This is a genomic window from Yersinia massiliensis CCUG 53443 (assembly GCF_000312485.1).
GTDB lineage: Bacteria > Pseudomonadota > Gammaproteobacteria > Enterobacterales > Enterobacteriaceae > Yersinia > Yersinia massiliensis.
The window spans coordinates 364,625-384,906 of record NZ_HE997644.1 but is presented as its reverse complement, the minus strand read 5'-3'; the positions used below and the strand labels follow the sequence as shown (position 1 = coordinate 384,906).

The following is a 20,282-nucleotide window of genomic DNA, read 5'->3' as shown; positions in this document are numbered from 1 at the left end:
TCGCTGCCTGAGTTAGTTATCAGTGTTTTAGTAAGCAATCACAATTTTGCCCTGCATATGCCCCTCTGCCACTTGTGCATGGGCGGCATGCAGGTTTTCAACGGTCAGGCCGTGCAGGGTTTCGCTTAGCGTGCCTTGCAGTTTGCCCTCATCCACCAACTGGCTCACCTGTTTTAGGATTTCCCCTTGTTGGGCAATATCTGGCGTAGAAAACATGCTACGCGTGAACATAAACTCCCAATGCAAAGCGGCACTTTTCAGTTTTAACTGATTCTGATCCAAAGGTTTTTCATTCTCAACGATGGTGCATATCTGCCCCAGCGGTGCGATCAATTCGCTGATAGCCGACCAGTGACCGTCTGTATCATTTAGGCAGAGAATGTAATCCACTTTATCGATACCTTCTTTTGCTAACTGTGCTTTCAGGTCGCGATAATCAACCGTCAGGTCAGCTCCTCGTTCACGGCACCAAGCGGCAGATGCTGGGCGTGATGCGGTCGCAATCACTTTGACTTGGCTGCGTAAGGCGGCCAACGGAATCGCCAGTGATCCCACACCACCCGCACCACCGATGATAAGCAGACTTTTTCCTGCGCTGGCTTGCTGAATCTTCAAGTGTTCAAACAAGGCTTCCCATGCAGTAATAGCGGTTAAAGGGATAGCGGCAGCCTGCGCCCAATTCATTGAGTGGGGTTTATGGGCTGCAATGCGGGCATCGACTAACTGTTGCTGTGCATTACTGCCAGCGCGAGTGATATCACCCGCGTACCAAACCTCATCACCAGCATGGAAACCGGTAACCTTATCTCCAACACTGATCACCACCCCTGCTGCGTCCCAGCCCAAAACCCGAGGCTGCTGTAGGCCATTTTTTTTCAAGCTGCTGTGTACTTTGGTATCCACCGGATTGATGGAGGCCGCTTTAACTTCAACCAGCAAATCAAAGGGGCCGGGTGCGAGTCTATCTAGCGCGATTTCTACAAAGTCGGCAGGTTGTTGTGGGTTCACAGCGATGGCTTTAAAGGTCATTTTTATTGTCCTGTTGAGTGTGTTAAGAGAGTTTAGACTTAACTGATAGCAGTGATAAGATGGACAATCACTAACGCAGTGTTCGTCTGAGATAAACAATCATGTTTAAGAACAATCATGTTTAAGCAGCTGCAGGATATGGCGCTGTTTGCGCACGTGGCGGAATGCGGCAGTTTTACGCGCGCGGCGGAAAGGGTCGGATTGCCAAAATCGAGTGTTAGCCAGCGCATCAGCCAGTTAGAGCAACGTTTAGGGATTCGGTTGCTTAACCGAACCACCCGCCAGTTGAATCTGACCTTTGCCGGTGAACGGTATTTGTTGCATTGCCAAGAGATGTTGCAAGCGGCTGAGCGTGCGGATCTGGCACTGCAACGCCTGAAGGCGAATCCCAGTGGTCGTTTACGGATTTCGACGCCTGCCGGATTAGGTGCCACTTTGCTGGCGCGGTTGGCGACTGATTTTCAGCAGCAATATCCGGATGTACAGTTGGAAGTTTTAGTGTCAGATACCATGGTGGATTTGGTGGAAGAGGGATTTGATGTGGCCTTGCGAACCGGCAAACCACAGGATTCGTCGCTTATTGGTCGTCGGCTAGGGTATGCCCCTCGCTATCTGCTGGCCTCGCCAGACTATTTGGCGCAGCATCCACCCTTGTCACATCCACGCCAATTGGAGGCGCACCATTGCATCGCCCATCGTGCTTGGCAGGCGCTGATTTTACGCCGTAAAGATGAATTTTATCGCTGGCAAGTACCGGTGCAGCATGTGACGGATAACCTGTTGTATGCACGAGAATGCGCGCTAACAGGGGCGGGGATCACCTTACTTCCGGCATTTCTCAGCCGCGAAGTGGTGACGAATCGCCAGTTGGTCGAGGTGCTGCCCGAATGGCAGGCTGAAGGAAATGAGCTGTATTTGGTCTACCCCAGCCGCAAACTCAACTCGCCCGCATTGAGCTGTTTCATTGATGTGGTGATTGGGCATCCGGTCTTTGAGGATTACGTGCAAGGGCTGGCAATGTCCTGATGAGCCGAATAGAGCGGCTAATCGGCTCAATCCTCATTTTGGAGAAAACGGTGCACGAAAACCTATGGTCGAATGGGCAAGGAGAGGGGGCATTCTGAAGCGTCACATTTAGACCGTATATACACTTACGTAGATATGTGTTTGCTCGGACTTAAGCTGATGCACTGTTTTGGACATTAATTTCAGGCTGGGGGGCAACACGCAGATTATTACGTTATTCAAAATGACGACTTCATAAGCCTAGAAGGCGTATACAGAGTGAACGAGTTGAATCGTTGAAGATTTATGTACCTGGCAGTGTTTTTTTGTACCTGTTTATGGCACAACATATCCCCTGATATAAATGCTTTGCGTACAGGTATCACATGCTGGCCATTCCCTTTCCCTGGTTCACCCTGTCTATTTTGCTTATTTTACTGTTGAAGGTTTGCCGGCAACGTCCCGCAGGCTATCGCAACAGCGCTACCTTTATTGTGGGCTGTTCGCTGCTGCTCCTGATGTCAGCCCTGCGCTGGCAGTTCGATCTTATTCTGCTGCGCCAGCTGCAGTCTGTCATCGCGATCACCCTGCCACCGCTGGCATGGCACTGCTTTGCCTGCTTTACAGAACAGCGCTTACAGCAAAAAGTCGCTGCTTTTGTGGTACCGCCGATACTCGCTCTGGTGCTGAACCTTACCGCTCCGGCAACCACGGATGCAGTACTGATGCTGCTCTATGTCGGCTACGGTTGTGCCCTGATTCGAACGGCGCTGCTGGGGAGCGATACATTCATTTTCAGGCGACTTAGCGACAGCGCTTCAACCTCATCACTCGCTTTTATCGCCGGGTGCTTTCTCTGTTTTTCCGGACTGACCGATCTGGCCATCGCACTCAACTTCCATTTTTATCAGGGCCAGCAGGCACCGCAGTTGGTCGCAATCTCGCAGGCTATTCTGCTGCCATTTATCTGTTTTGCCATTGTCGGTAGCAGCCGTCCGTCACTCCCGGTCGGGGAGCCGGTATTGCCCCCCGAAGAGAGTAAAGGGAACAATAGCGAAGCGTTTCTCTCCATTTATCATCGGGTCAACATGCTGATAAGCGAGCAGAATCTGTATTTGAATCCCGACCTGACACTGAATACGCTGGCGAGAAAAACTGGGGTCCCCGCGCGCCAGATTTCAAAAGCGGTGAACCTGACGCGCGGCTGCAATGTCTCACAGTGGATCAACGGCTTGCGCATCGACTATGCGCAGCAGCTTCTACGGAACACGGCTTTACCGATAACGGAAGTGATGCTGGAGGCGGGTTTTGCCACCAAATCAAACTTTCATCGCGAGTTTCTTCGTATCAGCGGTGTGACCCCGACGGATTACCGCCGGGCAGCGGCTGAAAATCGAGAGCCTGATTGAGGAAGGCGCTGATATCCAGGGCGAGCTGGCGATGAATCGCAGCCCGACTCCGGGCGCTGCCATCCCGGCAGACAATCTCTTCGCCCGGTTCTTTTTCCGCGATGAATGCCATTGCACCCGGTTTGCACAGCTGCATAAAACTAAAATGCGTGGCCCCTTCGACATTCACTACCTTCCTTACTGCGGCAGGGATATACTGAGCCAGGTAGCCCGACTCCAGCCTGGCGGGTAGCTCATCACTGTCCACCTGAGCCGTCATAATCAACACCGGTACTGAAATCTGAGAAAGTGATTCTGGCGTGAATCCGCGGGCCAGCCCCAGATCGAGTGAGACAACGGCTTTGATTGCCGGCTCACCTTCGTCTGCGTTCAGCCGCCCGTCAGCTTTATCGATACCCAGCGTCTGTATTAACTTGCAGGCAGCCAGCCTGGCATGTGCCCGGCAATCATTTTGGAAGCGTGCGGCGTCAAAGCGTGCCCCTGCCAGTTCAAGCACCGTCCAGCCGCCGAGAGAGTGTCCGGCAGCAGCGATTCTCTGCGCATCAACTTTTCCGGCAAGAGAGGGGGTGGAGATAATTTTCACCATCGCCCGCCGGAGATCCTGTGGCCGGCGCCAGAGTTCCTTCGCATCCTGCGGCTGTTTGTTAAGTGTTGTCGTGCCGGGATGGTCGACCGCCGCCACAATATATCCCTGAGCCGCCATTTCCGTTGCCAGCCAGTTCAGGTTACGCCAGTTGCCGCCATAGCCGTGAGAAAGCAGAAGCAGCGGATGCTCGCCAGCTTCCGGTGCCGCATCGCGCAGCACAGAGGTGCCGTAAAAGACAATATTATCACCTATTTTTTCCGGTGAGCCGGTTATCGCGGTGGGATACCAGATAGCGATATCGAGAGGTCGGGAATTATCCTCGTGGATATTCAGCTGCCGAAAAGCCGTATTGGCATACGATGTGACGCTAAAGATAAGAGAAAAAAGAAAACAAATAAGGGTCCGTAACATAACGATCTCCGGTAAGTAAACAGAGACGCATTGTGGTCACGAACGCCCGGTTGATGCGTCCTGAAACACGATCGAGGACGTTCATAGCTGAGTTTTCGGGAGAATGCTACCGGAAGTTCTTTGCAAAGAACAAAAAGTGCGTGTGGCATTGTATCTCCGGACCATTGTCTTAAACCACCAATCGTATCAGCGGCAAAGCTCAGGTACGATAAGAGCAGTTTGGATATCGACAGATAAGGCAACAGCAGGTGTCTGTGCCGCCCCGGTGACGCGAATGCACACACCACTTTCTGTCATGCTGATGACCATCCAGCCCGGATGGTCTGGGGCCATTGATGAACTCTACTCGAAGCATGCCATAGAATTTTAAGGTCAGTTCTGAGCTAATACAGCAGATGCGAGATTAACTTTCCACGGCAGCAAAATCACGTAGCCGGTTCACCGGCCAGTCCGGGCGGCGTTTTTTTACAGGAAGATTTGTCTCAAGATTGAAGGCATAAAGCTCTTCCTCCAGACGTTCAGGTGTATATTCCTCCGGCAATGGCCAGTTAATACCGGTGCGTAGGAAGCGAGTAAACATCTTATGTATGGCTGATGAGCTAATGTTCAGTTGCTCCGCAATTTCACGGTAAGTCATAGCCTCATTAAACCGAAGGCTCAGCGCAGTGAAGATCCAGGGTCTTCTGTTGTAAGGTGTATTTTTGTCCACGGTAGTGTCCATGTTCGCGAAAGTGTCCATGGTAAGAAACGCGTGCAAAAATAAAAGACGGTATGAATGTGACGCTTACGGGCATTCTGAAGCGCCGACTCAAGACGTTCTATCATTGTCAGCTCGGGAATGTATCGAGAAATTGCCAGGGGAAGGGCGGAGTACTCGGTATCGAGTGATTTTTCCAGATTAAAACGGCCTGCAATGGCAGGCCGTGAGTTGGGTTAAGTCAGGTTAAGGGATTACTTAACCATTTTCTTATATTTGATGCGGTGGGGTTCCAGCGCTTCAGCACCCAGAGTGCGTTTTTTCCACTCTTCGTACTCGGTAAAGTTACCTTCGAAGAATTGCACTTTGCCCTCATCTTGATAATCGATGATATGAGTCGCAATTCGGTCAAGGAACCAACGGTCATGGGAAATGACCATTGCGCAACCTGGGAATTCTAGCAAGGCGTTTTCCAGTGCGCGTAGCGTTTCGATATCCAGATCGTTGGTTGGTTCATCGAGCAGCAACATGTTACCGCCAACCTGTAGCAGCTTAGCCAAATGAATACGGCCACGCTCACCACCAGACAACTCACCGACACGCTTACCTTGATCGATACCTTTGAAGTTAAAGCGGCCCACGTAGGCGCGGCTTGGGATCTCAAAGTTGCCGATCTTCATGATGTCTTGGCCGCCGGAAACTTCTTCCCACACGGTTTTGCTGTCATCCATGTTGTCACGGAACTGATCAACCGAGGCCAACAGCACGGTATCGCCCAGCGAAATCGAACCAGAGTCGGGTTGTTCTTGGCCGGATAACATGCGGAACAGCGTTGATTTACCGGCACCGTTCGGGCCGATAATCCCAACGATGGCACCTTTTGGCAGCGCAAAAGTCAGATCATCAATCAACAGGCGGTCACCGTAAGATTTACTCAAGTGCTCCACTTCCAGCACTTTGTCACCTAAACGTGGACCCGGTGGAATGAACAACTCGCTGGTTTCGTTACGTTTTTGATACTCAACGCTGTTAAGTTCTTCAAAGCGGGCCAGACGTGCTTTGCCTTTCGCCTGACGGCCTTTTGGATTCTGACGAACCCACTCCAGCTCTTTCTCAATCGACTTGCGACGAGCGGCTTCGGAAGAGGCTTCCAACGCCAGACGAGCATCTTTCTGCTCCAGCCATGAAGAGTAGTTACCTTCCCATGGGATACCTTCGCCACGGTCCAGTTCCAGAATCCAGCCTGCTACGTTATCGAGGAAGTAACGGTCATGGGTAATGGCGACCACGGTGCCTTCATAGTCGTGCAGGAAGCGTTCCAGCCATGCCACGGATTCCGCATCCAAGTGGTTGGTTGGTTCGTCCAGCAACAGCATGTCTGGTTTTTCCAGCAGCAGACGGCAAATCGCCACGCGGCGGCGTTCACCACCGGACAGATTAGCAATCTTGGCATCCCACGGCGGCAGGCGCAGAGCATCCGCAGCACGTTCTAACTGGTTATCCAGATTATGGCCATCTTGGGCTTGGATAATGGCTTCTAGTTCACCTTGCTCTTTCGCGAGTTTATCGAAATCTGCATCAGGGTCAGCATACAGCGCATAAACCTCATCCAAACGGGTCAGTGCGCGTTTAACATCGCCAACCGCCTCTTCAACTGATTCACGCACCGTTTGCTCAAGATTTAGCTTAGGCTCCTGCGGTAAGTAACCAATTTTGATACCAGGTTGTGGGCGCGCTTCACCTTCAATGTCGGTATCAATACCCGCCATAATGCGCAGCAAGGTGGATTTACCGGAACCATTCAGACCCAGTACACCAATTTTTGCCCCAGGGAAGAAACTCAGGGAGATGTTTTTCAAAATATGCCGTTTCGGCGGAACAATCTTACCGACACGATGCATGGAATAGACGTATTGAGCCACGTTGCGTCTGCCTCTCTTTTATTAGTGATGTCTGGTGCGGAGTGTAGCCCGTTTTGGTTGGAGTTCCCAGCTTCCCCTTCGTCCTTGCCGCCACAGCGTTGTTAGCTGCACTCAATAACCCGAATCACTGACTAGTGTCAGCTCATCGGGATGATTTCGTTTACTGCGCAGCGCAAAAAACTAAGGTGCGGTGACTATCATCGCGACACGGCGATTCTCTGCTCGGCCTTTCGCGGTATGGTTATCGGCAACGGGTTCAAGCTTCCCTCTACCGCGCACGTCAATATTCGCTCTGGGAATACCAACGGCTGCCAGCGAATCGGCGACAGCGGCGGCACGCTGATAAGACAATTGTTGATTATAATTATCTTCACCAATGGCATCGGTATGACCATCAACCCGCAAATGAGTAATGTCCACAGCCACTAACGCTTTACCAATATTTTGTACCGTCTGAACACCGGCCGGATTAAGTTGTTTAATATCGCTATCGAATAACACTTTATTCGCCATGCCAAACTCCCAACCGTTATCGGTTAATTTAAACCCCTGAGCTTGTAATGCGGCAATTTGCTCAGCAGTCAATCCGGTATGAGGCGCTTGGCACCCTGCCAATACCAATAAACTGAGAGCGAAAAAACTGAACCAGATACGGCAAATCAAAGGCTGATTTTTCAATCCTTGCATGTCACCTATCCTAAGCTTTCTGTAAGAGAAGTGTCCGATGGTTGAGCAATTATACTCCCGCCAGACTGGAAGTTTTTCTTGGCTTGATACATCGCCTCATCTGCCCGCTGTAACAATGCTTCAGGTGTTTGGGCATGGTCAGGATAAATCGCGATCCCAATACTCAGCGACATCGTAATTTCGCATCCATCCGCTAACATAATGGGTTGGCTCATACTTTCATGAATATCGCTGGCAATGATCGAAACGTCTTTAATGTGATGAATGGGGGCCAGCAATACGGCGAACTCATCACCACCTAAGCGGGCGACTAAATCGCTTTCTCGTAATAAGGCGCGAATACGGTCAGCGATGGTGGTCAGCACGACATCCCCCGCCGCATGACCATAGTTATCATTAATTTCTTTGAAGTGGTCGCCATCAAGGAATAAAACTGCAGCATGTTCACCTGGTTCACAATCGCCCAGCGTGCGACTTAAGCGGCCTTCAAAAAAGGCGCGGTTTGCCAAACCAGTAAGGCTATCGTGTGCTGCCCGATGTGCAAGTGAATCATTCTCTTGCGTGAGGTGAGCCTGCCAAACTTCCAGTTCCCCTAGCAATTCATTGAAGTCATCGCTTAGCGCATTGAGCTCTGCTGTTTTGGCCGAAGGAACTCGTTGGCCAAAGCTGCGATGGCGGCTAACATTATGAGCGACTTTGGTAATTTGGTTTAGTGAACCGATAACACCAGATAGCATGCGCCGTGACAACACTAATGCGACCGCTGTCGTGAGCACTAAGCATAAAAGTAGGCCAGCCATTCCTTGCAGTAGAAAACGTAGCAGGTTACTGCCATGACCGGCAATCACGACGGTACCGATTTCATTGCCGTCATGAATAATGGGAAGAACAACGGGGTCAGGTAGTGTACAGCGGGCAACTTGTTGTTCCAAATAGTGCATCGGACTAGTATCAGGCTTTGTCCAACTGGCTAGCTCTCGGCCATTTACATCCAAAATTTTCACATTGTCCACTTCTTCATTAGCAGCAATGAGCGCGAGGGCTTCGTTAGCAGCCATGCTGTCGCCAAACACCACCGCAGCTTCAGTGGTATAGCTAATCGAGCGAGCCACTAAATGCAGGTTATGATCGACATAAACCCGTAATGCTAACAGTGCTGCCAGTGTCAGGCAGATACCCGCTGTTACCACTGAGACGAGCGCCACAATCAGATGTATTCGTCCCAGAACTCGTCCCAACGTGGGGAGATTAGTGGGGGCATTGTGATGTTTAGCCTGACCAGCAGACTTATTTTTGATTGAACTCATAATGCGTCAGCCTTTTTACGGGCAAGTTGCAACACGCTGGGATGAACACGTACCCCACCGCGTGCTAATGCATCCATATTAACTTTGAAAGAGGCTTGCTTATCTTCCAGCAGTAAACAAAATGCACTGCCCACGGTGCATTCGTCATAATCCTCACTGATGGTTAGCACGGGGTACCCTGTGAGTAAAATGGCCAGTTCTTGGCGTTTTTGTGCCTCAATGCGTCCTAAATAAATCACATCACAATTGGCCGCAATCGAGGCATCTATCTGGGGATAATGCACAGTCTTAATCGGATGGGCGGTTTGCATTAAAGCCGGATTAAATAACATTTCTGCGTAATCCGTTTGAGGGACTACACATAGACGAATCACTGTCGGTGGTACTGGCCAACGCGTATAGCTGATGATACCCAGCACCATTTTGGCCGCGTTATCACTGCGATTTTGTATGCGTTCCTCACCCAGTTTATTTGCCGCCATTAGCGGCCATGCGGTAAATAGGAGCGAGAGAAGAAAGAAAATAGAGACACAGATCCGCCAGACTCGCCCTAGCGTGATCGGTTTGAGCGGACAATAGCGCTTATCATTACTGACGCCGCTAAATGCGCAAGTTGCAGTGTTCATTTCTGCGCTTCCTGTAGGGCGGCAAGGTTCACGTGTAAATTGCAGTCGATGGAAATTTCAGCCTACATTATCTCTACTATAAACTTTGATTATTGCAATCATAGTCATAATATCGCCAATCTGCGATTAATCTTAAATGCTATTTTATATTCATAAAAAAAGCCCGGCTAAGTTAGCCGGGCTTGATGGTCGTCGATAAAATTAAGCGGCGTTTGATGCGCCTTTGAAACGCCCAATAATCCATTTCTCGATTTCTACGATAATAAATATCGCGACAGAAACCAACAACGTCACACCCCAGTAATAAGCTGGTAATGGCTCAGTACCGAACGCGGTATTCATAAATGGCAGATAAATAATCGCGAGCTGCAACAGGATCAGAACGCCAGAGACTAACCACAACCCTTTGTTGACGAAGACTTCTTTGTTCAACGGGAAGCGATCCATCACGCGGCAGTTAAACATGTAAATCCACTGTGCAGTCACCAAGGTCTGCATTATTACGGTACGGATAAACTCGGTGCTGTAGCCGCGAGGTTCCATGTAGGCTTCCAAGGCAAAAGCACTACAAGCGATCAAGGTACCGACAAATGCGATACGCCAGATAGCATGGCCGTCTAACACGTGTTTAGACGGATCACGCGGATTACGACGCATAATGCCACGTTCTGACGGCTCGAAAGCCAAACCAAACGAGAGCGTGGTGGAGGTTGCCATGTTTATCCAGAGGATTTGCAGTGGCGTCAGTGGAATCACCGCACCCACCAAAATCGCAAAGATAATTAATAGCCCTTGCGCCAAGTTGGTTGGTAATACAAACAGAATCGTTTTCTTCAGGTTATCGTAAACACGACGCCCTTCTTCAACGGCGTGGGCAATGGTGGCGAAGTTGTCATCAGACAGCACCATATCGGCAGCTTCTTTTGTGACTTCAGTCCCTTTGATACCCATGGCAATACCCACATCGGCTTGTTTCAGTGCCGGTGCATCGTTAACACCATCGCCTGTCATCCCCACGATTTCGCCTTTCTCTTGCAAGGCTTTAACCAAGCGCAACTTATGCTCAGGGCTGGTACGGGCGAAGATATCATAACGAACCGCAGCTTCTGCCAGTTCCTTATCATCCATGTGCTCTAGCTGACCACCGGTAATGGAGTCTTTCCCATTGCCTATGCCAAGCATCGCACCAATCGCCATCGCGGTTTCCTGATGGTCGCCGGTGATCATTTTCACGCGAATACCCGCCTGCTGGCAGGTCGCAATCGCATCAATGGCTTCAGGGCGAGGTGGGTCCATCATGCCGGCGATACCAACAAAGATCATCCCTTGCTGGATATCGCTGTGGTCCAATTCGCTAAGAGGCTGCTCGGTTGGGCGGTAGGCCGCAGCCAACATACGCAAACCTTGTTTGCTGTAGCGGGTCATCTCGGCGTCCCAGTAATCGCGGCGGAATGGCACAACGCCATGGTCCGTTAGCTCTTGCTGGCAGAATGTGAACAGCACATCTGGTGCACCGGTCAGGAAGATACAGCTTTCAGACTCAACTTGGTGGCTAGTGGCCATGTACTTATAAGCTGAATCGAAAGGAATTTTACCGTGTTGTGTTACCTGACCCAGTTCAATCCCCGATTTAGCCGCCAAGACTTTTAATGCGCCTTCGGTTGGACCACCCACAATCGTCCAATGGCCTTGGTCGTTCTTTTGTATCTGACTGTCATTACACAAATTGGCCGCAGTGATAAAGGTTTTTAACGGCCCGGCCAGCACAGCTTGTTGCTCACTGCCTTCTGGGTAGATATTGCCGACTGGCTCGTAACTTTCACCGGTGACCTTATAGCAACTGTCAGCCAGAATGACGGCTTTAACGGTCATTTCGTTCATCGTCAGTGTGCCGGTTTTATCGGAACAGACGACGGTCATTGCCCCTAACGTTTCGACTGTCGGTAGCTTACGAATAATCGCGCGATTGCGCGCCATCGCTTGTACACCAAGGGACAGGATGATCGAAATAATCGCCGGTAAACCTTCTGGTACTGAAGCCACGGCCAAGCTGATTAACGCCAGCAATAGCTCATCAACCGGCAGATCACGTAGGATAAAGGCAAAGACAAACAGGAATGCCATCATCACTAAGATCAGGATGAAAATGGCTTTGCCCAAGCGGTCCATCTGTTGCAGCAGGGGGGTACGAACGGCTTCAACCTCTGACATCATTTGGTTGATATGACCCAGTTCGGTATTGCCGCCACTGGCGATGACGACGCCTTTTGCCGTCCCCGCACTGATGGTGGTGCCAGAGAACAGCAAGTTTTTACGATCGCCAATGACTGACTCGTTCTCAATCACGCCGATTTGCTTCTCAACCACAGTCGATTCACCGGTCAGAATCGCCTCTTCAATCTGGAGATTGTGGGCTTCAAGCAGTCGTAGGTCCGCGGGGATTTTATCCCCTGGTTTTAGCGTAACGATATCACCCGGTACGAGGTTCTGTGCGTCAATGGTTTGCGCACTGCCATCACGGATAACCACAGCTTTACTGGAAAGCATATTTTGTATGCTTTTCAGCGATCTTTCGGCTTTGTTTTCTTGAACGTAACCAATTAAGGCATTAATGACGGCAACGCAAAGGATAATGATGGTGTCAACGGAATGACCCATCAAACCTTTGACCAATGCCGCTGCTAATAAAATATAAATCAGGACATCATTAAAATGGCCTAAGAACTGTAGCAGGGGGTGCTTACTTTTTTTGGCGGGGAGGGCATTGGGGCCGTATTGCTTAAGGCGTTCTTCCGCCTCTTTTTGGCTTAACCCTTCTTCGCGGCTATTAAGCTGCTGCAAAGATTCTTCCGTCGTCAGTTGATACCAAGCCTTGCCTTCTGGAGGCGGTGAGGCCGATTTATGGTCAGATGAGTTTTGCATTGAAAGAACCTTCTTAAAAATGAGTAAATCTATAATCACTACGTTTGCATATATTTACTAAAAAGATATTACCCTTCACCCTCGACCATGCCAAACGTTAATAACGCCAATGACTTCGGGTATAAATGAAAGATTTACAACAGCATAGCGATATTAAGCAAGGATAGTAGATTTTTATCATAATAGTGCTTTGATCTTAGATAATAAATAAGAAATATTTGGCAGTAAGCTAAATTTAACTTATTGAATACTAGATTAATCTGATGCCACCATTTTCGGACGTTTCCTTCTTAAAACCATGTGTATTGTTAATCCTGCAGGAAATCCAACAGCGATTTAAATCATACATAGAAAGAGTCATCCTACATATCCATTAGTGTGTGTAATCACTGGCTATCAGGTGAAACTCTTCGTTAAGATGTTCCATCGCCGGAACTTATAATGACTAAGCTAATCAGAAGTTGCGGTAATTGAATTGCAGTAGCCAACAACCAGTGAGGAAACAGTAAGTATGGAAAAGTGGCGATATCTGGCGATTGGCGTGTGTCTGGTGACGACCTCAGGAGCGGCATTCGCTGACTCCCTTGATGCCCAACGGCAACGCTATCAGCAAGTTAAACTGGCTTGGGACAGCAATCAGATGGATACCGTGGCGCAACTGATGCCCACGTTACGTGACTATCCACTGTATCCGTATCTGGAATACCGCCAGTTAACTCAAGATCTGAGCCAAGTGAGCGCGGCGCAAGTGAATGATTTCCTCAGCCGGAATCCAACATTGCCGCCCGCAAGTTCGCTCTCATCCCGCTTTGTCAATGAGCTGGCGCGTCGTGAAGATTGGCGCGGGCTATTGGCCTTCAGCCCAACTGCGCCGAAACCGGTTGCGGCTCGCTGTAACTATTACTATGCCAAATGGGCGACGGGTGAGCAGCAAGTTGCTTGGGATGGCGCAAGTGAAATTTGGCTTAATGGTCAGGCGCTACCGAGTAGTTGCGACAAATTATTCAGTGTCTGGCAACAAGCCGGACATCAAACACCATTGGCGACGTTAGCGCGCATGAAGTTGGCCCTAAAAGAGGGTAATGCGAGTTTGGTCAGCTATTTACTCAAACAGCTACCCGCCGATTACCAAACAATGGGCACGGCCTTGGCTAAATTGCAAAGTGACCCAGCCAGTGTTGAGAGCTTCGCTCGGACTGTTGGGCCGACAGATTTTACGCGTTCAGCCACGATAATCGCCTTTACACGGCTGGCACGTCAGGATGCGGAAAATGCCCGTGCGATGATCCCGACGTTAGTACGACTGCAAAAAATGAGTGATAGCGAGAAGCTGGAGCTGGAAGAGGCTGTTGCTTGGCGTCTCATGGGGACAGATGCTACCTATGATCAAGCGAAATGGCGGGATCAAGTCACGTTACGCAGTCATTCCACCCCGCTGCTGGAGCGTCGTATTCGTATGTCGCTGGGGAGTGGCGATCGTCAAGGTTTAGCGAACTGGCTGGCGCGTTTACCGGCCGATGCGCAAAACAAAGATGAGTGGCGCTACTGGCGTGCCTCACTGTTATTGGAGCAGGGCAAAAAAGCCGAAGGCGAAGCTATCTTGCGCAGTTTGATGCAAGAGCGTGGTTTTTATCCAATGGTCGCAGCGCAGAAGCTGGGCGTGCCTTATCCGATAAAAGTGGAGATTGCGGCTAAACCCGATGCCTCTTTGGCTCAGCGGCCGGAGATCGCTCGCGTCCGCGAGTTGATGTATTGGAATATGGATAACTTGGCTCGAAACGAGTGGAGTTATTTGGTCGCTAGCCGCAGCAAGCCGGAGCAGGAAGCTTTAGCGCGTTACGCCTTTAACCAAAAATGGGCTGACCTGAGTGTCCAGGCCACGATTGTGGCTAAGCTGTGGGATCATCTGGAAGAGCGTTTCCCGCTAGCGTGGCCGAAAGAGTTCCGTCAGGCAACAGAAGGTAAAGGGATAACACCAAGTTATGCCATGGCCATTGCTCGCCAAGAGAGTGCCTGGAACCCGAAAGCACAATCGCCTGTTGGGGCGTCAGGGCTGATGCAGGTGATGCCGCGCACCGCCGAACATACGGTAAAGCTGAATAATATCAGTGGCTATGTTAATAGCAGCCAATTGCTGGATCCTGTCACGAATATTGAGATTGGCACGAGTTATCTGGAAGAGGTCTATCAGCAGTTTGGCCGTAACCGTATCTTATCCAGTGCGGCTTATAATGCGGGTCCTTCACGAGTCAATACGTGGCTAGGGAATAGTGCGGGTCAGGTCGATGCTGTGGCATTTATCGAGAGCATTCCTTTCTCCGAAACCCGTGGTTACGTAAAAAATGTATTGGCCTATGATGCTTTTTACCGCCACTTTATGAATCGCCCAGCAAAAGTGTTGAGTGATGCTGAGTGGCAACGCCGTTATTGAGTGACGTTTACTGTCATTTCCTGAGTTCATGCCGTGGCAGGCGTATGAGTTGTTAACCTGCCACGGCAAGTACTTTGGCTCTATCAGTCATTATGTTATGCTGCTGTACTAGTTAAATAGTATGGCGGCAGACCATGACAAAACAACAATCGACCGACATGCCTGCGTTGGCAAATGAAGACCACATTCCCGACCCCGCGTTATCCCCTGAAGATAATCAGCATTGGCTGAGTTTTGTTGCGTTGCTGCAAAATGCCATTGCGCAAGATCTTCATTTGCCGTTATTGCAACTGATGTTGACGCCCGATGAGCGCACTGCACTGGGGACTCGCGTGCGTATTATTGAAGAGTTAATGCGTGGGGAATTAAGTCAACGAGAGCTGAAAAACCAGTTGGGCGCGGGTATCGCGACCATCACTCGGGGCTCCAATAGTTTGAAAACCGCGCCGTTACCACTTAAGCACTGGCTTGAAGCCCAATTGCTGGCTGATAAAAAGTAACCGATTTAGCGGGTGTTTTAGCCCTCGGCTGGGCGTTGATAAATCTCATTGTGAAAGGGGACGAGTGCTAGCAATAGCGCCTGATGATAAACACTGGTGCGCGTTAACTTCCCGTTAGTGAAAATGCCAATGGCACCGCCCTGATGTTTCACATTCGAAATGCCCGTTAAATCGGCCATTTCGTCGCCTAGCTCACGGCCTTGGCGAATCCCTTGCAATATAATATCGGGCAGCATCAAACTGGCAGAACGAGACTCGCCTCGTGATTGTAAGTGTTCAATAACCATCCATGCAAAGGTCATATTATCTTCGATACCGGCTTCAACCCCGACCCAAAAATCAGCCTCAGGGCGCATCTGACGGGCATGACTCACTCGTTGTCTGGCACCTGTGCGCGTCTCAATACTGCCGATAGGTTGCAGGGGAACGCCACTGTCGACGTTGATACCTTCAACACGATAACCATTGGGGCCAAAAACATCATCGAACGCGAGGCTAATAGCCTTGATCTTTGCAGGGTTGGTAGTGGCAGCAACAACATGGTACATAATGAGTCTCGATATATTTAAGAGCCTATACTCATTGCATTTGAAGCGGCTGGTTGGCGTCGGCTGACCAGTGACTTTGCCGCGCCAAGGTCTTGAGTAGAGGTTAACGTCATAGGCTTAGCGATTATTTCACGCAGTATAACGGATAAATGACATGTTACAGGTATATCTCGTGCGTCATGGCGAAACCATTTGGAACGCGGAACGCCGTATTCAAGGCCAATCAGATAGCCCGTTGACCGACATCGGGATACGTCAGGCCTACCTTGTTGCGCAACGGGTTCGTAGCCAAGGGATCACGCATATTATCGCCAGTGATCTTGGGCGTACGCAGCAGACGGCAAAAATCATCGCCGATGCTTGTGGGCTAAAAATGGTGACAGACCCACGCTTGCGCGAGTTGAACATGGGCGTATTGGAAACTCGTCCGATTGAAAGTTTAACGCCAGAAGAAGAGCAATGGCGCAAGCAGATGGTCAATGGCACAGAAGGTGGTCGTATCCCGGAAGGGGAATCGATGGCTGAGTTAGGTCGGCGGATGCGCGCGGCGCTGGACAGTTGTTTAGAGCTACCGGCGGGGAGTAAGCCGTTGTTAATTAGCCATGGTATGGCGTTGGGATGTCTGCTGAGTACATTACTGGGCTTACCGGCACATGCTGAACGTCGCCTGCGGTTGCGCAACTGCTCGTTGTCGCGTGTTGATTATCAGGAAAGTCCTTGGCTAGCATCTGGTTGGGTCATTGAAAGTGCTGGCGATACCGCGCATTTGGATATGCCAGCACTTGATGAGTTACAACGCTAACGTCTAATTGGGATGAGATACTCACATTTAAGCGTGGTTGGAGGCTGATCTTTTGGCCTCCCCTGCGGGAAGAATCGCTCGATATCATATCCACGTCTGCGGGTCAGCCCTAGCTGCGGCAAGCAAGTGCCGTAAAGCGTGAGGATGAAGTCCTGCAAACCATCCAGCGGCCCGTCATAGTTAAACAGCGCATATTCTCCCCCTTGCAAGATAACGGCTTGGCCTTCTTGTACATTGCTCGGCACGTGCTGGGGTTCTATGGCCGTGGTATAGAAAATCTCTTGCTCATCATCCTTCTCCTGATTAGGGCGGGAGTGATGTAGGCCATAGAGCACCGGTGGCAGTTGATCGGCATTCCCCAAATACTGTCGCCAGAACTGTGTGCGCAACTCAGTTCGGAAATTCGATATCTGCTCGAGGGTGCAAGAATAACTTTGCGTTAGACCGACTAAGTGTTGTTCAGGTAACGTGATAAATTCAGGTTGCGGCAACGTATAGGTCCCTAACCGAATCGGTGGGCATATCCCCGCTGAATGCCAATCCTCAGCCCGACGGTATAGCGCAGGTGTTTGCGCAAACTGTTTTTTAAACGCACGGGTAAAGGTTTGCTGCGAATCAAAGCGATACTGCAGGGCAATGTCCAAAATAGGGCGGCTAGTGAGTCGTAACGCAACAGCGGCTTTTGATAGCCTTCTTGCGCGAATATAAGCACCGATAGCATTCCCGGTGACATCCTTGAACATTCGCTGCAAATGCCATTTTGAGTAGCCTGCTTTGGCAGCGACATTGTCCAGTGCTAAAGGCTGGTCTAAATGACTTTCTAGCCAGCTAAGCAAATCACGAATGATACTGGCTTGATCCATAGATCTTCCTCGTAAAACGGCCTAAATTTAGGGTGTTATTAATATGGAAAAAATAACTCTGGCGCATAGTAGCAACTTTTTATGTTCCCGACTGCTTAAGAATTTACTGGCATTATGTGTTAGATAAGTATCTAAGATTGATAAAGTGAATTTTTACCGAGTACGCTATTTTTGCTACAAAAATTTAACGTTGGATAACGTTATTCAACGGAATGGAGTAAGTGTATGAAAAAAAGTTGGATATTGCTTGGGTGCATGCTTTCTTTGGGCGTAATGAGTGTCCATGCTGAGGAAATTGGTTCAGTTGATACGGTGTTTAAGTTGCTGGGACCTGATCATAAAATCGTGGTTGAAGCCTTCGATGACCCTGACGTTAAAAATGTAACTTGTTATATCAGTCGGGCAAAAACGGGGGGTATCAAGGGGGGGCTGGGGTTAGCGGAAGATACATCAGATGCAGCCATTTCTTGCCAGCAAGTTGGGCCCATTGAGCTGACAGACAAAATTAAGAATAAAAAATCGGATGGCACCGTTGTCTTCCAGAAACGAACGTCATTGGTATTTAAAAAGCTACAAGTGGTCCGTTTCTATGACCAAAAACGTAATGCGCTCATCTATTTGACGTACTCGGATCGTGTGGTGGATGGCTCACCCAAAAATGCCATCAGTGCAGTGCCGATTATGCCTTGGTAACAGGCCTTATTTTGTTGTGTGCAGACATAAAAAAAGCCAGCGTAAAGCTGGCCTTTTTGTCTCTGAATGATGGTGAAGATTACTCTTCTAAATCACCACAGAAACGATAACCTTCGCCATGGATGGTGGCGATGATTTCAGGCGTGTCCGGCGTAGACTCGAAATGTTTACGAATACGACGGATAGTCACGTCCACGGTACGGTCATGAGGTTTCAATTCACGGCCGGTCATTTTCTTCAGCAATTCACCACGAGACTGAATCTTGCCTGGGTTTTCGCAGAAGTGCAGCATGGCGCGGAACTCACTGCGTGGTAGCTTATAGTGCTCGCCAGCAGGGCTAATCAACGAGCGGCTGTTGATATCCAGCTCCCAGCCATTAAATTTATAGCTCTCAACCAAGCGGCGCTCTTCACCTACGCTGCCCAAGTTCATGGTGCGTGACAGTAAATTACGGGCCCGAATGGTCAGTTCGCGCGGATTGAATGGTTTGGTGATGTAGTCATCAGCACCAATTTCCAAGCCAAGGATCTTATCGACTTCGTTATCGCGACCTGTCAGGAACATTAGGGCAACACTGGCTTGTTCACGAAGTTCCCGTGCCAGCAGCAGGCCATTTTTGCCTGGCAGGTTGATGTCCATGATAACTAAGTTGATATCATTTTCAGACAGAATGTGGTGCATTTCTGCGCCATCATTGGCTTCATGAACAACATAGCCTTCCGCCTCGAAAATGCTTTTAAGGGTGTTACGAGTAACTATCTCATCTTCTACGATCAGAATGTGCGGGGTCTGCATGTTTGCTACCTAAAATTGCCAACAAAATAGAAATAGGAAGTACAGAAGTCTTTGTTATATTAGGGTTTTTATTGACTTGTTACTCGTCATCCCGCTCATCACATGACTAAAGTACGTAAACGCGTTCTTGATGCACTTTCCATCAACGTCAACAACATTACAAGCTTGATCGGGGTGTGACTCCCTACAGCCCCAAAGGTGACAAAAGCGGCGCATATCCTAACGCTATTAACAGCAATATAACAGTGTGAGCCGAATCTACCACCCAACAAAACTACGCTTTGTTGACATATATCAAATTCAATTGTAGCACGTTAACACTTTTGTGAAAAAGACTTACAAGAATACAAGCTTAAGGGATTATGGGTTAAAATATGCGATCGATTCAGTGTTGTTAATATTATAAAATTGTTCATGCGGGTAACAAAAATATAACTTTTCTAATCTCTTGATTTTTATTGTTTAAAATCAATATTCTCGCGACATGATAGCGATGATCCTGTTTTTCGTGTCAGCGTGTTAATTCATGGAAAAACATTAGAAGAATTATCGTCGATGTTAGATAAATGTAAAATAACTTGCGAGAGCAGCACTTTTTGCACCTGTTTTAATCGGTTGTCCGAATAGCGAGTCAAAAAGTGACTATTTTATTTCTGCTATCGGATTTTTATCGCCACTGTTGTATGACTTGTCTGTCCGAGTATTTTTGTCATTGGGTTAAAAAAGATGTGAGAGTTTATTATGGTGATTAAAGGCAGATTTCTAGTTTTATTGGCTGGATGTTGAGGGCTTATTTCGAACTGTCGCCAAATTACCCGTGTTGAGTTAGAGGATTTACAACATTAAAAGAGCGATTTTTTTGGGGTGGTTTGATGAAAAAATTTGACTTCGCAGGGCGATTGCTTTAACCAATAGAGGGAGAGCTTCATTTATGAGACAGACAGACGACATGCGATACATCAGCCTGATCACAACAATTATTACCACCACCGAAACCACTGGTTACGGGGCGGGCTGACGCGTACAGGAAACAACAAAAAAAAGCCCG

The 20,282-nt window shown here is 49.2% G+C and carries 19 protein-coding genes and 1 pseudogene; 8 read left to right on the top strand and 12 right to left on the bottom strand.

Translation table 11 applies throughout. The features are described from left to right. Window positions 1-27: 27 nt before the first annotated feature. A complete protein-coding gene (locus BN68_RS10725; RefSeq protein WP_019211168.1) occupies window positions 28-1,029 on the bottom strand; it encodes a zinc-binding alcohol dehydrogenase family protein in 1,002 nt (333 codons plus the stop codon). A gap of 117 nt (window positions 1,030-1,146) precedes the next feature. On the opposite strand from BN68_RS10725, the gene BN68_RS10720 reads away from it, so the two are divergent. Together BN68_RS10720 and BN68_RS10715 are read left to right on the top strand one after the other, a co-directional pair. Next, window positions 1,147-2,055: a LysR family transcriptional regulator gene (locus BN68_RS10720; protein WP_019211167.1), complete on the top strand. Its 909-nt coding sequence runs from the start codon at window positions 1,147-1,149 to the stop codon at window positions 2,053-2,055. A 365-nt stretch (window positions 2,056-2,420) separates the two neighbouring features. Continuing rightward, window positions 2,421-3,443: a helix-turn-helix domain-containing protein gene (locus BN68_RS10715; RefSeq protein WP_019211166.1), complete on the top strand. Its 1,023-nt coding sequence runs from the start codon at window positions 2,421-2,423 to the stop codon at window positions 3,441-3,443. Here the strand turns inward: BN68_RS10715 and BN68_RS10710 are convergent. From BN68_RS10710 to BN68_RS10680, 8 genes are all read right to left on the bottom strand, one after another. Further along, complete coding sequence (locus BN68_RS10710; RefSeq protein ID WP_019211165.1) at window positions 3,382-4,440, bottom strand: alpha/beta hydrolase family protein; 1,059 nt, start codon at window positions 4,438-4,440, stop codon at window positions 3,382-3,384. The genes BN68_RS10715 and BN68_RS10710 overlap by 62 nt on opposite strands. Window positions 4,441-4,626: 186 nt before the next feature. Further along, window positions 4,627-4,773, bottom strand: coding sequence for a hypothetical protein (locus tag BN68_RS23920; protein WP_019211164.1), 147 nt, complete (start codon window positions 4,771-4,773; stop codon window positions 4,627-4,629). Between the two features lie 70 nt (window positions 4,774-4,843). After that, window positions 4,844-5,149: a sigma factor-like helix-turn-helix DNA-binding protein gene (locus BN68_RS23915; protein ID WP_231294032.1), complete on the bottom strand. Its 306-nt coding sequence runs from the start codon at window positions 5,147-5,149 to the stop codon at window positions 4,844-4,846. Window positions 5,150-5,391: 242 nt separating this feature from the next. After that, window positions 5,392-7,059, bottom strand: a complete 1,668-nt coding sequence (ettA, locus tag BN68_RS10700; protein ID WP_042806636.1) for an energy-dependent translational throttle protein EttA — start codon at window positions 7,057-7,059, stop codon at window positions 5,392-5,394. A 180-nt stretch (window positions 7,060-7,239) separates the two neighbouring features. Beyond that, window positions 7,240-7,746, bottom strand: coding sequence for an OmpA family protein (locus tag BN68_RS10695; RefSeq protein ID WP_019211161.1), 507 nt, complete (start codon window positions 7,744-7,746; stop codon window positions 7,240-7,242). A 5-nt stretch (window positions 7,747-7,751) separates the two neighbouring features. Continuing rightward, window positions 7,752-9,053, bottom strand: coding sequence for a diguanylate cyclase domain-containing protein (locus tag BN68_RS10690; RefSeq protein ID WP_019211160.1), 1,302 nt, complete (start codon window positions 9,051-9,053; stop codon window positions 7,752-7,754). Then, on the bottom strand, window positions 9,050-9,679 hold the full coding sequence (locus BN68_RS10685) for a YfiR family protein (protein WP_019211159.1): 630 nt from the start codon (window positions 9,677-9,679) through the stop codon (window positions 9,050-9,052). The genes BN68_RS10690 and BN68_RS10685 overlap by 4 nt, the downstream gene beginning before the upstream one ends. Window positions 9,680-9,880: 201 nt before the next feature. Then, window positions 9,881-12,601: a cation-transporting P-type ATPase gene (locus BN68_RS10680; RefSeq protein WP_019211158.1), complete on the bottom strand. Its 2,721-nt coding sequence runs from the start codon at window positions 12,599-12,601 to the stop codon at window positions 9,881-9,883. Between the two features lie 511 nt (window positions 12,602-13,112). On the opposite strand from BN68_RS10680, the gene sltY reads away from it, so the two are divergent. Together sltY and trpR are read left to right on the top strand one after the other, a co-directional pair. After that, on the top strand, window positions 13,113-15,032 hold the full coding sequence (gene sltY / locus BN68_RS10675; RefSeq protein WP_019211157.1) for a murein transglycosylase: 1,920 nt from the start codon (window positions 13,113-13,115) through the stop codon (window positions 15,030-15,032). Between the two features lie 134 nt (window positions 15,033-15,166). Continuing rightward, window positions 15,167-15,532: a trp operon repressor gene (gene trpR, locus BN68_RS10670; protein WP_019211156.1), complete on the top strand. Its 366-nt coding sequence runs from the start codon at window positions 15,167-15,169 to the stop codon at window positions 15,530-15,532. A gap of 17 nt (window positions 15,533-15,549) precedes the next feature. Here trpR and yjjX read toward each other — a convergent pair whose 3' ends face one another. Then, window positions 15,550-16,080 carry an inosine/xanthosine triphosphatase gene (gene yjjX / locus BN68_RS10665; protein WP_019211155.1) on the bottom strand — a complete coding sequence of 177 codons (531 nt, stop codon included), beginning with the start codon at window positions 16,078-16,080 and terminating at the stop codon, window positions 15,550-15,552. Between the two features lie 154 nt (window positions 16,081-16,234). Here yjjX and gpmB point away from each other — a divergent pair, with 154 nt between their 5' ends. Continuing rightward, a complete protein-coding gene (gpmB, locus tag BN68_RS10660) occupies window positions 16,235-16,882 on the top strand; it encodes a 2,3-diphosphoglycerate-dependent phosphoglycerate mutase GpmB (RefSeq protein ID WP_019211154.1) in 648 nt (215 codons plus the stop codon). Here the strand turns inward: gpmB and robA are convergent. Then, complete coding sequence (robA, locus tag BN68_RS10655; protein ID WP_019211153.1) at window positions 16,879-17,745, bottom strand: MDR efflux pump AcrAB transcriptional activator RobA; 867 nt, start codon at window positions 17,743-17,745, stop codon at window positions 16,879-16,881. The two genes, gpmB and robA, sit on opposite strands and share 4 nt — an antisense overlap. Window positions 17,746-17,970: 225 nt before the next feature. On the opposite strand from robA, the gene creA reads away from it, so the two are divergent. Continuing rightward, window positions 17,971-18,438 carry a protein CreA gene (gene creA / locus BN68_RS10650; protein ID WP_019211152.1) on the top strand — a complete coding sequence of 156 codons (468 nt, stop codon included), beginning with the start codon at window positions 17,971-17,973 and terminating at the stop codon, window positions 18,436-18,438. A 79-nt stretch (window positions 18,439-18,517) separates the two neighbouring features. Here the strand turns inward: creA and arcA are convergent, their stop codons facing one another. Then, window positions 18,518-19,234, bottom strand: a complete 717-nt coding sequence (arcA, locus tag BN68_RS10645) for a two-component system response regulator ArcA (protein ID WP_004706052.1) — start codon at window positions 19,232-19,234, stop codon at window positions 18,518-18,520. Between the two features lie 102 nt (window positions 19,235-19,336). Between arcA and yjjY the strand changes: the two are divergent. After that, window positions 19,337-19,411 (top strand): annotated as a pseudogene (gene yjjY / locus BN68_RS24340) (protein YjjY); the annotation flags it as partial. Window positions 19,412-20,165: 754 nt separating this feature from the next. After that, a complete protein-coding gene (gene thrL / locus BN68_RS23310) occupies window positions 20,166-20,252 on the top strand; it encodes a thr operon leader peptide (protein WP_071822419.1) in 87 nt (28 codons plus the stop codon). Window positions 20,253-20,282: the final 30 nt, after the last annotated feature.